The following is a 13,309-nucleotide window of genomic DNA, read 5'->3' as shown; positions in this document are numbered from 1 at the left end:
AAATCCCTTAATAGTTGATGCGCACAGATAAAACGCTTTTTTCATAACAACTGCTTAGAAGAGTGGTTGTTTTACTTTCATGAGGCCTTCCGAACACGCTTAGGTGAGAACAGTACGGTCTACCAGCCGAGATTCTTCGCCCTATGGGCTCAGAATGACAATGGATGGTGCCAGTGTCATCCTGAGCGGCTGCTTGGAGTGATACAGGATTGCATATTTATCGCATGCATCCTTCTCTTGATTTGCTGGAAAAAGAATAAGGTCAGGCAAGAATGCCTGACCTACATTTTTATTAGCCACAGATGAACACAAATAAAAACAGATAAAACCTTTAATGGTGGATGCACACAGATAAAACGCTTCTTTCATAACAACTGCTTAGAAGGGTGGTTGTTTTACTTTCATGAGGCCCTCCGAAAAGGCTAAGGTGAAAACAGCTGGAAAAAGAATAAGGTTAGGCAAGAATGCCTGACCTACATTTTTACTAACCACTGATGAACACTGATGAACACAGATAGAACTGGTGGCTGGGCAATCCGAAGTTTATGAAATCTATTCAGCCCACTTTAATTTCAAGCTGTGCCAAACTGGCGGTCGCCGGCGTCGCCCAGGCCGGGGACAATGTAGCCGACCTCATTCAGGTGTTCATCCACGGCGGCCAGATAGAGGGGCACATCCGGATGCTCGTCATGCACGGTCTGGATGCCTTCGGGCGCGGCGATGATGCCCATGAACTTGATGCGCTGTACACCCCATTTTTTGAGGATGGAAATGGTGGCCACGGCGGATCCGCCGGTTGCCAGCATGGGATCCAGGATCAGGCAGACACCCACTGAAGGCGCGATGGGTAGTTTGTTGTAATATTCCACCGGTTTGAGGGTTTTTTCATCGCGATAAAGGCCGATATGCCAGACTTCAGCGGTGGGAACCAGTTCCCAAACGCCTTCCACCATGCCCAAGCCGGAGCGCAGGATGGGTACCAAACCGATTTTTTCCATGAGCTCCCAGCCCTGAGTGAGGGCCAATGGTGTTTGCACCTCAACAGGCGAGATAAGCAAATCGCTGGTTGCTTCATAAGCGATCAAACCAGCGATTTCTCTAATTAATTCCCTGAATTTCTTTGGGGTAGTTTCCGTATCACGTAACTTGGATAATTTATGTTTCACCAATGGATGGCTGGATACAAATACATTTTCCATGTAGGCTCCCGTATAATTGCAGTAAGATTTCATTTATCATATCAAAACAAGCATGGATTTGGCAAGCGGGCAGTGAAGTTATAATGGAATAAAATATGATCTCAGGAAAACATTTTGGATAATCAACGCATCAGCAACCCGGAAAACACCAGTGAGGACCAATACGGCAATGGCCTGCGCCCGCGCATGCTGGGGGAAGTTATTGGCCAGAACCAGCTGCGTGAAAACCTGGGCATCCTGATTCAGGCTGCCGAGCAGCGCGAAGAGGCCCTGGATCACGTCCTGTTTTACGGACCGCCCGGATTGGGTAAGACCACGCTGGCGCATGTGCTGGCGAACGAAATTCACGCGAACATCCGCGTGACCGCCGGGCCGGCGATTGAACGGGCGGGGGACCTGGCGGCTATCCTGACCAACCTGAACGGACACGATATCCTTTTCATCGATGAAATCCACCGGCTGGGCAAGGCCGTTGAAGAGGTTCTTTACCCGGCCATGGAAGATTACGCACTGGATATAGTGATCGGCAAAGGCCCTTCGGCGCGTTCCATCCGCCTGAAATTGCCGCATTTCACAGTGGTGGGCGCCACAACTCGTCTGGCGCTGCTGAGCGCCCCGCTGCGGGCGCGCTTTGGCGCGGTATACCGCGTGGATTATTACGACCAGGAGGCGCTCAAACAAATCATCAAACGCGCGGCCGACATTGTGGGCGTTACCACCGATGAAGACGGCGTGGCGGAAATCGCACGGCGTTCACGCGGGACCCCGCGTGTGGCGCTGAGGCTGCTGCGGCGGGTGCGCGACTTCGCCGAAGTGCGCGCGGACGGACACCTGACCCGCGACGTGGCGCTGGAAGCCCTCAACCTGATGAGCATCGACAGCCTGGGGTTGGACGATATCGACCGCATGGTACTGCTGACCATCATTCAAAAATACAACGGCGGCCCAGTGGGACTAAGCACCATTGCCGCCTCCATCAGCGAAGAGGCCGACACCATCATGGATGTGGTCGAACCTTATCTGATGCAGCTGGGTTTCCTGGGGCGCACCGCTCAGGGGCGGGTGGCTACCAGGAAAGCCTACGACCATTTAAAAATTCCTTACCAGGAAAAACCATCTCAACCTAAACTGATCGAATAACGTGAAAACAGACGATTTTAATTACGACTTACCGCCTGAGCTGATTGCTCAGGTGCCCTTGAAAACACGCACGGACTCGCGCCTCTTGGTGTATTCCCGCGCGCAGGACCGCATTACGCACACCTATTTCCGCGACATCCGCCAATACCTGCGGCCGGGGGATCTGCTGGTGGTCAACAATACACGCGTCATTCCGGCGCGGCTGTATGCCCACAAGGAGACCGGCGGCAAGGTGGAAGTGCTGCTGTTGAAGAAATTGGAAAATGAGCAGTGGGAAGTGCTGGTGGGCGGCAAGCGCGTCACCACAGGAAAGAAACTGACTTTCGACGAGGGCGTGGAAGGCACGATCGTGGCGGAACTGGAAGGATCCAAGCGCATCATCCAATTCAACCAACCGGTCGGCCCGCACCTGAAAGATCTGGGCGAGATGCCGCTGCCGCCATACATCCATGAACACCTGGATGATCCGGAACGCTACCAAACCGTGTACGCGGAGGTGGAAGGCTCGGCTGCCGCACCGACCGCCGGACTGCATTTCACCAAAGAGATCATGGCGGAATTACGGAGTTACGGCGTGATTTTCACGGAAGTTCTGCTGCACGTGGGGCTGGATACCTTCGCGCCGGTGACTGAAGATACGGTGGAAGAGCATAAGATCCACACCGAGTGGTGCCAGGTCAGCCCGGAAAGCGCGGCATTAATCAACCAAGCCAAAGCGGAAGGGCGGCGCGTGATCGCGGTGGGCACTACCTCGGTGCGCACGCTGGAATCGGCCATGGACGGACAGGGCGGAGTGCGGCCGTACGCCGACACCACCGGACTGTTCATCTATCCGGGTTATCGATTCAAAGTTGTGGATGCGATGATCACCAACTTCCATTTGCCGAAATCCACGCTGCTGATGCTGGTGAGCGCCTTTGCCGGATTCGAGAATATGCGGCGCTGTTATCAGGCAGCCATTGAAGAAAAATATCGCTTTTATTCCTTCGGGGACGCGATGCTGATTGAATGAAGATGACCAAACAAAGCGACTGGGAAGCCCACGACCGAACCGTTACGAGCTGCCGGATTTGCCCGCGGCTGGTAGCCTGGCGCGAGCAGGTAGCCCGCGAGAAACGGCGCGCTTATCGCGACTGTGAATATTGGGGCATGCCGGTGCCGGGTTTCGGCGACACTGCCGCGCGCGTACTGGTGGTGGGGTTGGCGCCCGGAGCGCACGGCTCCAACCGTACGGGACGCATGTTCACAGGAGACGCTTCCGGGGATTTCCTTTATCCGGCGCTGTACACGGCCGGATTTGCCAGCCAGCCGTTAGCTGAATCACGCGAAGATGACCTGAAATTGAAGGATTTATATATCAGCGCGGTATGCCGCTGTGCGCCGCCCGATAACAAGCCCACACGCGCGGAAATTCGCAACTGCCTGCCATACTTACAGACAGAGATGGATCTGCTGGAGAATTTGCAGGGCATCGTGGCGCTGGGCAGCCTGGCGTTCACGGAAAGTTTACGTTTATTGCAGGAACGCTATTCGTTGGAATGGGAGACGAAGCCTGCATTTGGGCATAACGTGGTTTATCGCTTTGGCGCAGGTGTGCCCTGGCTGCTGGGCTCGTATCATCCCAGCCGGCAGAACACGCAAACGGGGCGTTTGACGATGGAAATGTTCGCGGAGGTGTGGGCGCGGGTGCGGGCGGAGTTGGGTGAGTAGAACCACAGAATACACAAAATATTTTTTCTCTTTTTTATGGTCTTGGAAATAGTTCCTGAGTGTTATCCTGAACGGATCTGAAAAATCCCTTTTTAAAAAGATTGCTTCGCCCATCTTTGATGGGCTCGCAATGACAGGGAGTTATGTGTCATCCTGAGGGAGCGGTTTGCTTGCGCGCAGCGGAAGCAGCGACCGAAGGATCTCGGCTCTCATGTATTTACTTTGGCAGGCCGAGATTCCTCTTACTATTTACCGCATCGTTCTGCAGTATGACACTGCAAACGATGCGGCATCTTCGCCTGCTACTCCTGTAGCAGGCTGCGACAGAATGACATGATAGCGTCCATCTGTGTGCATCAGCTATAAAAGGGTTTATCAGTTTTTATCCGTGTCCATTTGTGGTTAAAAAGGTTTTATTTAATCCGAAACGCCCTGACGAAATCCAGCACTTTGAAAGGTTTGCCGGCCAGCAGAGCCTGGGCGCGGAAGATACGCGCCACGGAGCGGATGGTGTAGACGATGGCGATCAGCAGCAGGAAGATGGACAGGGCAACTTGCCAGGCGGGCACCGCGGCAGCGGACATGCGCGAGACCATGGAGATGGGCGAGGTCAGCGGGAACAGGCTGAAGAACACAAAAATGGGCGCGTTGGGCGCAGTGGCGACCAGGTTGCTGAAAAAGAGCGGGATGATGAGCGGGAAAATCACCACCAGCGTGGCCTGGCTGCCTTCTTTTGGGTTGGGCACCAGCGCCCCCAGCCCGGCCATCAGGCTCGAATAGAGGGCGTAACCCAGGCAGAAGAAGACGACGCCCCACACTAAAATGATGGGCGGCAAACTGAAAGACGCTCCCAGAGAAAACTGCCGTCCGGCCAGGGTCAGCAGCACAAAACCGGTGCCGGTCCAGACCAGCGTTTGGAACAAGCCGGCCAGACCCAGTGCGATGGTTTTGCCGATCAGCATTTCGTTGGTGGAGTAGGATGTTAACAGCACTTCGATGACGCGGTTTTGTTTTTCGTAGGTGATGCTGTTCAGCATCAGGCTGGACGAGCCGATGATGAGCAGGTAAAACAACATCATCAGGCTGTAGGGCAGCCAGAAATTCTGCGATCCGCCAAAATCCTTAGCGGTTTGCGGGCGGGTGTATTGCAGATCTATTTCCATCGGATCCAAATAGCGGGCAGCAGCCTGTTTGTCGCTGAACAAGTTCCAGGCGATGAGATCGCGAACCACACCAGCTTCGTTTTGAGTGGCCAAAAAGTTGTAGTCCTTTTGCACGAAGAGGATATCCCCGCTTTCCAGATAATCCGGCGCGATAACGTAATAGGCAGACAATTGCCCGTCAGCTACCATCCGCTGGCCTTGTTCCTGACTGTCCAGCAGCACAACCGCATCAGCCATATCCTCCGGAACTTTGGCAATAATGCCGGACTGATCCAGCACACCCTGCGCCCCCTCGGCGGGCGCGGAAGCGCTCATGAAACTGCTGACCCCTTCCGGGGCGATGCCGCGATTGACCAGGGCGGCGCCGCTATAAACCAGGAATCCGATAATAGGCATTATAAAAACCATGCGCATGTAGGATTTACGCGAAAAGATGTTGGTCAGCTCGTAGTGAATGATGGTGCGGATTTTATTCATGAGTTTTGCCCTTCAGAATCTCATTGAGGCGGATGCGGTGCTGGTACTGCAGCATGCCGCGGCGGAAGCCGCGCGCGGCCAGTTTCAGGGCGGCCAGGGCGCTGACCCAGGTCAGAATGTAGGCTGACAGGATTTGCCAAAGAGGCACGCTGGCAATGCTGATGCGCATGGGCATGCTGACCACGGCGGTCAACGGAAAAAGGCTCATGATGACGGACAGCGGGTGATTGGGGTGCTGCAGCAGGGCGCCGGCAAACCAGTAGGGCGCTACCATGGGCAGGGTGAAAAGCAAACTGACTTGTTGAGCTTCGCGCATGTCCGTAACGCTGACGCCCACCAGGGTCATCAGGGCGGCAATCAAAATAAAGCCGGGCAGGATCAGCCCAACGAACAGGGCAATCTGATCGGGGGTGAGGGACGGGACAAAATCAGCCCGATAAATCATCTGCATACCGGCCAGGCCGATGGCGGCGAAGAGCAGCCAAATCAGCAGCTGGGTCAGGCCTACGCTGAGGTTACCCAGGATCTTGCCGGTCATTAATTGTTCAGGAGAGACAGAGGTGACGATAACTTCCATGGTGCGATTTTCTTTTTCATCCACCACAGATTGCAGCAGGTAACCGCCGCTGATGTTAATCACGATGATGAAGATTAACCCGGTCAGGAATGGGTAAAGCACCACGAACCAGTCGCGCATGCTGGCCTGGCGGGAGCCGTCCAGCGAACGCACGGTGATGTTGCTGCCGCGCGTGATGCGTTCCCGGACCTGCGCATCCTCACCTGCCAGCAGGTTGGATTGCAGAAAATCCTGTATGCGTTCGTAAGCGTTATCGCCCGGGCGCTCATTCGCATAGGCAATTATGGCGCCTGTTTGTATATAATCCGGTTGGATGACAAACAGCGCTTGAATCTCTTCATCCGCTAAAGCATCCTGCCCCGCGCTGACATCGCTGAAGGTAATCAGGTCGATATCCCCAATCAGGTTAACCGCGGCCGCTTGCGTGGATGCATCGGCAAAATTACCGGAAAGATCCACGTAACCGGCGGGGAGTTTGCTGGTTTGCAGGGAAACGGAAATGACCGCCATGACCATAGCCAGGACGACCAGCAGCGGCATGCTGAGCACGGCAAAGATAAATCCGCGCGTTTTGACACGCCGGGTGTACTCATATTTAAAAATCAGCCAGATCTTTTTCATGCCTGCGTTCCACCGCCGGTAACGACCTGGATGAAGATTTCATCCAAAGTGGGTTGGGCCACCTCGAACAGATCCAGCAGAACGCCGCGCTGTATGATTTCGTTCAAGACAGCCTGGGGAGAAGCGCCGGCTTCCAGGAATGCGCGTTGATGGTGGTTTTCAATTTCAATGCGTTGAATGCCGGGGATGTTCGCCGGCAGGGGAGCGCTGCTTTTGATCAGGATCTCCGGACGGGCGAACTGGCGGCGGATTTGATCGATTGGGCCGGAAAGCATGATGCGGCCTTTGTCGACCAGCAGGATGCGGTCGCACAATTCCTCGGCCTGGTTCATCTGGTGCGTGGACATGATAATAGCCGTGCCGCGCGCCCTTTCCTCGCGCAGCAGGTCTTTAACCATTTGGGTATTAAGCGGGTCGAGCGCGCTGAAGGGTTCATCCACGATGACCAGTTGGGGTTGGTGGATGAAGGTGGTAATGATCTGGGCTTTCTGCTGCATACCCTTGCTGAGGTCCTTGACCTTGCGCTTGCGGTACTCGGTCAGGTCAAAGCGCTGCAGGTAATCCGTCAGGCGCTCCTCGATCAGAGCCGCGGGCATGCCCTTGATGGAAGCTAGGTAGACCAGGCATTTTTCCAGGCTGATATCCTGGTAAAGCCCGCGTTCCTCCGGCAGATAACCGACGCGGTTTTTCTTGCTTTCGTCCATGGGGCCGCCCAACACTGCCACGCTGCCGCTATCCGGTTTAAAGATATCCAGCAGCATGCGGATGGTGGTGGTCTTGCCGGCGCCGTTGGGGCCGATCAGCCCCAGAATTTCCCCGGATTCCACCGTAAAGCTGACGCCGTTGACAGCGCGCACATTTCCAAAAGATTTCGTGATGTTTTCTACCTGAACTACCTGCATGTATGGCTCCATTCTTAAAATACGGTATATTTTAACCACAAATCGATGTAAAATCAGACTAGATTATTTACATTCGCCGCTAATTGTGGTATAAATTGCGCAATTTGCCACCACATATACGGATAAGGAGAAAAATGAAAATCCCGGGTTTGGAACGTACGCAGCACCGCACACCTGAGGTTATTTATTAATTTCCATTGACCCCCTTTTGGGGGTCTTTTTTTTGCCTGTTTGCAGAGGTTATGGAGATGGAAATGCTGAAAAATGAAAGAGATGAAAACGAGATGGTAAATCCGAATTGGATCAAGCTGCCGGGTTTGGTAGATGTGCATGTGCACCTGCGCGTACCGGGCGGGGAACACAAGGAAGATTTCCGCAGCGGAACCGCCGCCGCGCTGGTAGGCGGAATTACCCAGGTGATGGCGATGCCCAATACGAATCCGCCGCTGACCGACCTGGATACCTGGCGGCACTACCAGGAGCAGGCCGAGTGGGAAGGCTTGTGCCCGGTGTATTTATACTGCGGCGCGACCATGGCCTCGCTGGAACAACTGACCATGCTGGGGAGAATTGCCAAAGCGCTCAAAATTTACCTGGATCCAACTTACGGCCAATTGAAGGTGGACAACGAAGAAGACCTGCTGCACATCGCGCAGGCCTGGCCGCGCGATAAGGTGCTGTCGCTGCATGCCGAGGGAGACAACATCCGTATGGGGATCCGCGTGTCGGAAAAGCTGGAACGGCCGGTGCATTTCTGCCACGTCAGCCGTAAGGACGAAATCGAGTGGATTGCGACGGCCAAGCGGGACGGCCTGCCGGTGACCTGCGAGGTTACCCCGCATCACTTATTCCTGACGCAGGCGGACGCGCAGCGGCTGGGCCCCCTGGGGGATATGCGTCCGCGTCTGGCGGAGCAGCGCGACGTGGAAGGATTGTGGGATCGCATCGGAAGCACCATCGACATTGTGGCCACCGACCACGCGCCGCACACACTTTCGGAGAAGTCCGCGGCGCAGAACCCACCGCCGGGCGTGCCCGGGCTGGAATCGGCGCTGCCGTTGATGCTGACGGCTGTGGCGGAAGGACGCTTGAGTATGGCACGGCTGAAAGCACTGATGTACGACAATCCGCGGCGCATCTTCAACCTGCCTGAACAGGCAGATACCTGGGTGGAAGTGGATCCCGAGGAAAGTTACACCTTCCCGGACCACCCACTCTATACCAAATGCGGTTGGTCGCCCTACGACGGCATGCAGATGCAGGGGCGCATCAAGCGCGTGGTGCTGGACGGCAAAGAGGTCGTCAAAAACGGAATCATCCAATAAATCGAGAAAAGAAAATTAAAGGAGAAAAAATGGACCAAATCAAAATCGAGAAATTATTCAATCTGGAAGGAGTGACACGAGAGCCCAAGTTCAAGAACGGCTGGTATCAGAAAGATATTCTGTCCGTCAACCAGTTCGATAAAGCCGGACTTTCCTACATCTTCACGCGGGCAGAAGAAATGGCGGAGATGGTAGAAAAAGTTGGCGCTTGCGACTTGCTGAAAGGCTACGTTCAGGCTTGCGTGTTCTACGAACCCAGTACGCGCACCAGTTCCTCTTTCATCGGCGCTATGGAACGCCTGGGCGGCAGCACCATCCCGATCACGCAGGGTATCCAATATTCTTCCGTATCCAAAGGTGAGAGCCTGGTGGACACCATGCTGACCCTGGAAAAATATGCCGACATCATTGTGCTGCGCCATCCCGAAATTGGTTCGGCAGCACAAGCAGCCAAATACGCATCCGTGCCGATTATCAACGCCGGCGACGGAGCGGGCGAGCACCCCACGCAGGCACTGCTGGACTTATACACCATCCGCAAGGAATTCGGCCGCATCGATGGGTTGAAGGTGGCCATGCTGGGCGACCTGCGCAACGGACGGACCGTACACAGCCTGACCAAACTGCTGGAAAATTACGACGTCAGCCTGCGCTACGTTTCTCCCGATACCCTGCGCCTGCCGCTCAACCTGATGAACGAATTGATCAACAAGGGCATCGATGTACGCGAAACGGATCGCATGGAAGATATCATCAAAGATGTAGACGTCCTGTACGTAACCCGCATCCAAAAAGAACGCTTCACCGATATGGCCCTGTACGAAGAAGTTAAAAATTATTTCGAGATCACTGAAGAAGTACTGGCTCACGCCAAGAAGGACATGATTGTGATGCATCCCTTACCGCGCGTGGGTGAAATTCATTACAAAGTCGATCGCGACCCGCGGGCCGCTTATTTCCGCCAGGTACGCAACGGTATGTTCGTGCGTATGGCGCTGCTGGCCTCCGTATTAGGCGAAGCATAATTTTTGCCGGATTTTTGAGAAGCACATTTTCCCTTGGGGAAAGAAAGCAGGAGCGAAAAATGAGTTTTATTTCTAAACTGGAAGCAGCAGTACAGGCCAACCGATCGCTGTTATGCGTGGGGTTGGATCCGCGCGCGGAGCAATTGACCGACGGCGCGAACGACGAAGAAAAGCTGGTCAATTGGGCCCAAGGCATTATCGCACAGACGGACGATCAGGCTTGCTGTTATAAGCCCAACTTTGCCTTCTTTGAACAATATGGTCCGGATGGGCTGCGCGCACTGCAGCGTATCATTCAGGCGGTACCGGGGAACATTCCGGTACTGCTGGATGTCAAGCGCGGCGATATTGGTTCCACCGCTCAAGCTTACGCCAAAGCGGCCTTCGAACAGTGGGGCGCGGACGCGGTCACCATCAGCCCTTACCTGGGCCGGGACAGTGTGGAACCTTTCCTGAAGTATGACGGGAAAATGGTCTTTATCTTATGCAATACCTCCAATCCTTCGGCCGCGGATTTACAGCTGTACGGCCTGCCGCCGCTGTATGAGCACGTCGCACAAATAGCGCAAAGCTGGGGTTCGGCCGACCAAATCGGCTTTGTGGTGGGCGCCACCCAACCGCAAGCCCTGGCGCGCGTGCGCACACTGTGCCCGCAAAACTGGATCCTGGCGCCCGGGGTGGGCGCGCAGGGCGGCAGCCTGCAGGAAGCCCTGCAAGCGGGACTACGCGCCGACGGCAGCGGGCTGATCGTGCCGGTTTCGCGCGGCGTGATGCAGGCGGCCGACCCGAACGCGGCCGCACGCGAATACAATGCTCAAATAGCGGGGGAAGTTGAAACTTTCCGCCAGACCAAGTGCGGACCGCAATCGTTGAAGAAGGAGCTGGTGGGCGGTTTGTTTGAAAGCGGTTGTGTACGCTTTGGCAATTTCACTCTCGCGTCCGGCAAAAAATCACCCATCTACATCGACCTGCGCCGTGTGGTTTCATTCCCCGCATTGTTCAGCTTGACAGCACGTTTTTATGCGGAGATTGTCGAGAAATTGGATTTCGACCGCATCGCGGGTGTGCCCTACGCGGCGCTGCCTACCGCGGCTGTGGTGGCCCAACAGTTGGGGCGTCCCTTCATCTATCCGCGCAAGGAAGTCAAGACACACGGCACCGGGCAAGCCATCGAAGGCGCTTTTGAAGCCGGGCAGCGCGCGGTGATTTTGGAAGACGTTATCACCAGCGGCGGCAGCATCGTTACCTCACTGGAAGTTTTGAAGCAAGCCGGTTTGAGCGTAACGGATGTGGTGGTGCTGGTGGACCGCGAGCAGGGCGGCGCGGCCAAGATGGCCGAGCTGGGTTTGAAGCTGCACGCGGTGTTGACCATCAGCGAAATCATGACCACTTTAAAGGAAAGCGGATTGATTGACGCGGCAACTTATCAGTCCGTGCGGGATTACCTGGATGAATAAAGTTTCTGTCGATTTGACCTGTGAACTGGCGGGTGTGCGCATGCACAACCCGCTGGTTCTGGCCTCAGGCGTACTGGGCACCAGCGCGGCGTTGCTGGAGCGGGTGGGAGCCTGCGGCGCCGGCGCGGTGACCTCCAAAAGCTGCGGGCCGGAAGAGCGCGCCGGGCATCCCAACCCCATCGCGGTGGAATGGGCCGGCGGAGTTATCAACGCGGTCGGGCTGACCAACCCCGGACTGGAAGCTGAAATTCCAACGCTTATTGACGCGCGCGAAAGGCTGCACGCGCAGGGGATTCCCCTGATTGCCAGCATCTTCGCGCCGACCGTGGAGGACTTTGGGCGCATGGCGGCCGGGGTCAGCGCGGCCGAGCCTGACCTGATCGAAGTGAACATTTCCTGCCCGAACGTGGGAGATGAATTCGGCACGCCTTTCTCCGGTTCGGTGGAAAGCGCGGCGGCTGTCACACGCATGGTGCGGGCCAAAACGAAATTGCCAATCGCGATCAAGTTAGCGCCCAATGTGCCTAATATCGCGCGCATTGCTTTAGCTGCACAGGAGGAAGGCGCGGACGCAATCACGGCCATCAACACCGTGCCGGGCATGCTGATTGACCCATACGCGGGACGGCCGGTGCTTTCCAACAAGGTGGGCGGTGTGTCGGGCTGGTCCATCAAGCCCATCGCACTGCGCTGCGTGGCCGAGATTAGCAGAACCGTTAGTATCCCGGTGATTGGGCTGGGCGGAGTGAGCAACGGGTTGGACGCGGTCGAGATGATCATGGCGGGCGCTACCGCGGTGGGCGTAGGTTCGGCGGTTTGGCAGCGCGGTGTGGATGTTTTTGCGGTCATTGCCGAGGAAATGTATGAATTTATGGCGGGCGAGGGCTATCCCGACCTGGCAAGTATGAGAGGCATAGCAATCCGATGAGCGACATGCAAGCATATCAACGATATTTCATCAGCACCTCACAGCCGAAAAATTACCGGACGCGCAGTTTGGTACTGGACCGGCCGCTGGCGGAAGCGCAGCCCGGACAGTTTGTAATGATCTGGCTGCCGGATGTCGGCGAAAAACCTTTCAGCATCGCCAACGCTGACCCGCTCACGGCAGCCATCGCGGCGGTGGGGCCTTTCAGCGAAGCTTTATGTGCCCTGGAACCCGGGCAGCCCTTATGGGTGCGCGGCCCGCTGGGGCAGGGTTTTGAGTTAAAAGGAAAGAAGCATCTGTTGGTGGGCGGGGGATATGGCGCGGCGCCACTGTATTTTCTGGCCAAACAGGCCAGGGCGCGCGGCGAGGAAGTCTGTGTGTGCCTGGGCGCGCGCAATCAGGCCGAGCTGCTGCTGGCGGAGGATTTCCGCGAGATCGGCTGCCGGGTGGAGGCTGCCACGGAAGACGGCAGCGCCGGACAGCGTGGGTTGGTGCTGGAGGCGGTGCGCGCCGCGCTGGTGGATTTCCCCGCGCAAACGCTGTACGCCTGCGGCCCTAAACCGATGCTATTAGCGCTGGCAGCTTTCTGCAAAGACAACCGATTGGCCGGACAATTCTCCTGGGAAGCTATGATGCGCTGCGGCATCGGCTTGTGCGGTTCGTGCGAGATCGACGAACCCACCTGCGACGCTGTCGGGCTGCCGCACGGCTGGCTGACCTGCAAGGATGGGCCGGTTTCCTTCTATCAACCCGCATAGTACACATGGGGCGACCCACTAGCGTGA

General features: G+C 56.0%; 13 protein-coding genes. 8 read left to right on the top strand and 5 right to left on the bottom strand.

Annotation, left to right across the window (positions count from 1 at the left end; translation table 11 throughout):
- Positions 1-141 precede the first annotated feature (141 nt).
- Together Pelsub_RS12395 and upp are read right to left on the bottom strand one after the other, a co-directional pair.
- Positions 142-369, bottom strand: a complete 228-nt coding sequence (locus Pelsub_RS12395) for a hypothetical protein (RefSeq protein ID WP_126440539.1) — start codon at positions 367-369, stop codon at positions 142-144.
- A 203-nt stretch (positions 370-572) separates the two neighbouring features.
- Positions 573-1,199 carry a uracil phosphoribosyltransferase gene (upp, locus tag Pelsub_RS12390; RefSeq protein ID WP_116224972.1) on the bottom strand — a complete coding sequence of 209 codons (627 nt, stop codon included), beginning with the start codon at positions 1,197-1,199 and terminating at the stop codon, positions 573-575.
- A gap of 114 nt (positions 1,200-1,313) precedes the next feature.
- On the opposite strand from upp, the gene ruvB reads away from it, so the two are divergent.
- The 3 genes from ruvB to Pelsub_RS12375 are packed head-to-tail and all read left to right on the top strand — an operon-like array spanning position 1,314 to position 4,049.
- A complete protein-coding gene (ruvB, locus tag Pelsub_RS12385) occupies positions 1,314-2,339 on the top strand; it encodes a Holliday junction branch migration DNA helicase RuvB (protein WP_116223431.1) in 1,026 nt (341 codons plus the stop codon).
- A 1-nt stretch (position 2,340) separates the two neighbouring features.
- Entirely contained in the window at positions 2,341-3,351 is a 1,011-nt protein-coding gene (queA, locus tag Pelsub_RS12380; RefSeq protein ID WP_116223432.1) for a tRNA preQ1(34) S-adenosylmethionine ribosyltransferase-isomerase QueA, read from the top strand.
- Between the two features lie 2 nt (positions 3,352-3,353).
- Complete coding sequence (locus Pelsub_RS12375) at positions 3,354-4,049, top strand: uracil-DNA glycosylase (RefSeq protein ID WP_116223433.1); 696 nt, start codon at positions 3,354-3,356, stop codon at positions 4,047-4,049.
- A gap of 413 nt (positions 4,050-4,462) precedes the next feature.
- On the opposite strand, the gene Pelsub_RS12370 is transcribed toward Pelsub_RS12375, so the two are convergent.
- The 3 genes from Pelsub_RS12370 to Pelsub_RS12360 are packed head-to-tail and all read right to left on the bottom strand — an operon-like array spanning position 4,463 to position 7,789.
- The gene (locus tag Pelsub_RS12370) at positions 4,463-5,689 is read right to left on the bottom strand and encodes an ABC transporter permease (RefSeq protein ID WP_116223434.1); all 1,227 of its coding nucleotides are present in this window, start codon (positions 5,687-5,689) and stop codon (positions 4,463-4,465) included.
- A complete protein-coding gene (locus tag Pelsub_RS12365; RefSeq protein WP_116223435.1) occupies positions 5,682-6,887 on the bottom strand; it encodes an ABC transporter permease in 1,206 nt (401 codons plus the stop codon). Before Pelsub_RS12365 ends, Pelsub_RS12370 begins: the two co-directional genes overlap by 8 nt.
- On the bottom strand, positions 6,884-7,789 hold the full coding sequence (locus Pelsub_RS12360) for an ABC transporter ATP-binding protein (protein ID WP_116223436.1): 906 nt from the start codon (positions 7,787-7,789) through the stop codon (positions 6,884-6,886). The genes Pelsub_RS12365 and Pelsub_RS12360 overlap by 4 nt, the downstream gene beginning before the upstream one ends.
- A gap of 254 nt (positions 7,790-8,043) precedes the next feature.
- On the opposite strand from Pelsub_RS12360, the gene Pelsub_RS15955 reads away from it, so the two are divergent.
- The 5 genes from Pelsub_RS15955 to Pelsub_RS12335 are packed head-to-tail and all read left to right on the top strand — an operon-like array spanning position 8,044 to position 13,282.
- A complete protein-coding gene (locus tag Pelsub_RS15955) occupies positions 8,044-9,114 on the top strand; it encodes an amidohydrolase family protein (RefSeq protein WP_269778331.1) in 1,071 nt (356 codons plus the stop codon).
- A 29-nt stretch (positions 9,115-9,143) separates the two neighbouring features.
- On the top strand, positions 9,144-10,139 hold the full coding sequence (pyrB, locus tag Pelsub_RS12350) for an aspartate carbamoyltransferase (RefSeq protein ID WP_116223438.1): 996 nt from the start codon (positions 9,144-9,146) through the stop codon (positions 10,137-10,139).
- 59 nt (positions 10,140-10,198) lie between these two features.
- A complete protein-coding gene (pyrF, locus tag Pelsub_RS12345; RefSeq protein WP_116223439.1) occupies positions 10,199-11,596 on the top strand; it encodes an orotidine-5'-phosphate decarboxylase in 1,398 nt (465 codons plus the stop codon).
- The gene (locus Pelsub_RS12340; protein WP_116223440.1) at positions 11,589-12,524 is read left to right on the top strand and encodes a dihydroorotate dehydrogenase; all 936 of its coding nucleotides are present in this window, start codon (positions 11,589-11,591) and stop codon (positions 12,522-12,524) included. The genes pyrF and Pelsub_RS12340 overlap by 8 nt, the downstream gene beginning before the upstream one ends.
- Positions 12,521-13,282, top strand: coding sequence for an iron-sulfur cluster-binding protein (locus Pelsub_RS12335; protein ID WP_116223441.1), 762 nt, complete (start codon positions 12,521-12,523; stop codon positions 13,280-13,282). Before Pelsub_RS12340 ends, Pelsub_RS12335 begins: the two co-directional genes overlap by 4 nt.
- Positions 13,283-13,309 lie beyond the last annotated feature (27 nt).

This window comes from Pelolinea submarina, from assembly GCF_003966975.1.
Classification (GTDB): domain Bacteria; phylum Chloroflexota; class Anaerolineae; order Anaerolineales; family Anaerolineaceae; genus Pelolinea; species Pelolinea submarina.
This window is presented reverse-complemented; position numbering and strand designations above follow the sequence as displayed.

Excerpts from the sequence above, each read along its gene's own strand:
- Pelsub_RS12395 (WP_126440539.1), bottom strand. The coding sequence starts at position 369 with ATGAAAGAAGCGTTTTATCTGTGTGCATCCACCATTAAAGGTTTTATC.
- upp (WP_116224972.1), bottom strand. The coding sequence starts at position 1,199 with ATGGAAAATGTATTTGTATCCAGCCATCCATTGGTGAAACATAAATTA.
- Pelsub_RS12375 (WP_116223433.1), top strand. The coding sequence starts at position 3,354 with ATGACCAAACAAAGCGACTGGGAAGCCCACGACCGAACCGTTACGAGC.
- Pelsub_RS12370 (WP_116223434.1), bottom strand. The coding sequence starts at position 5,689 with ATGAATAAAATCCGCACCATCATTCACTACGAGCTGACCAACATCTTT.
- Pelsub_RS12365 (WP_116223435.1), bottom strand. The coding sequence starts at position 6,887 with ATGAAAAAGATCTGGCTGATTTTTAAATATGAGTACACCCGGCGTGTC.
- Pelsub_RS12360 (WP_116223436.1), bottom strand. The coding sequence starts at position 7,789 with ATGCAGGTAGTTCAGGTAGAAAACATCACGAAATCTTTTGGAAATGTG.
- Pelsub_RS15955 (WP_269778331.1), top strand. The coding sequence starts at position 8,044 with ATGCTGAAAAATGAAAGAGATGAAAACGAGATGGTAAATCCGAATTGG.
- pyrB (WP_116223438.1), top strand. The coding sequence starts at position 9,144 with ATGGACCAAATCAAAATCGAGAAATTATTCAATCTGGAAGGAGTGACA.
- pyrF (WP_116223439.1), top strand. The coding sequence starts at position 10,199 with ATGAGTTTTATTTCTAAACTGGAAGCAGCAGTACAGGCCAACCGATCG.
- Pelsub_RS12340 (WP_116223440.1), top strand. The coding sequence starts at position 11,589 with ATGAATAAAGTTTCTGTCGATTTGACCTGTGAACTGGCGGGTGTGCGC.
- Pelsub_RS12335 (WP_116223441.1), top strand. The coding sequence starts at position 12,521 with ATGAGCGACATGCAAGCATATCAACGATATTTCATCAGCACCTCACAG.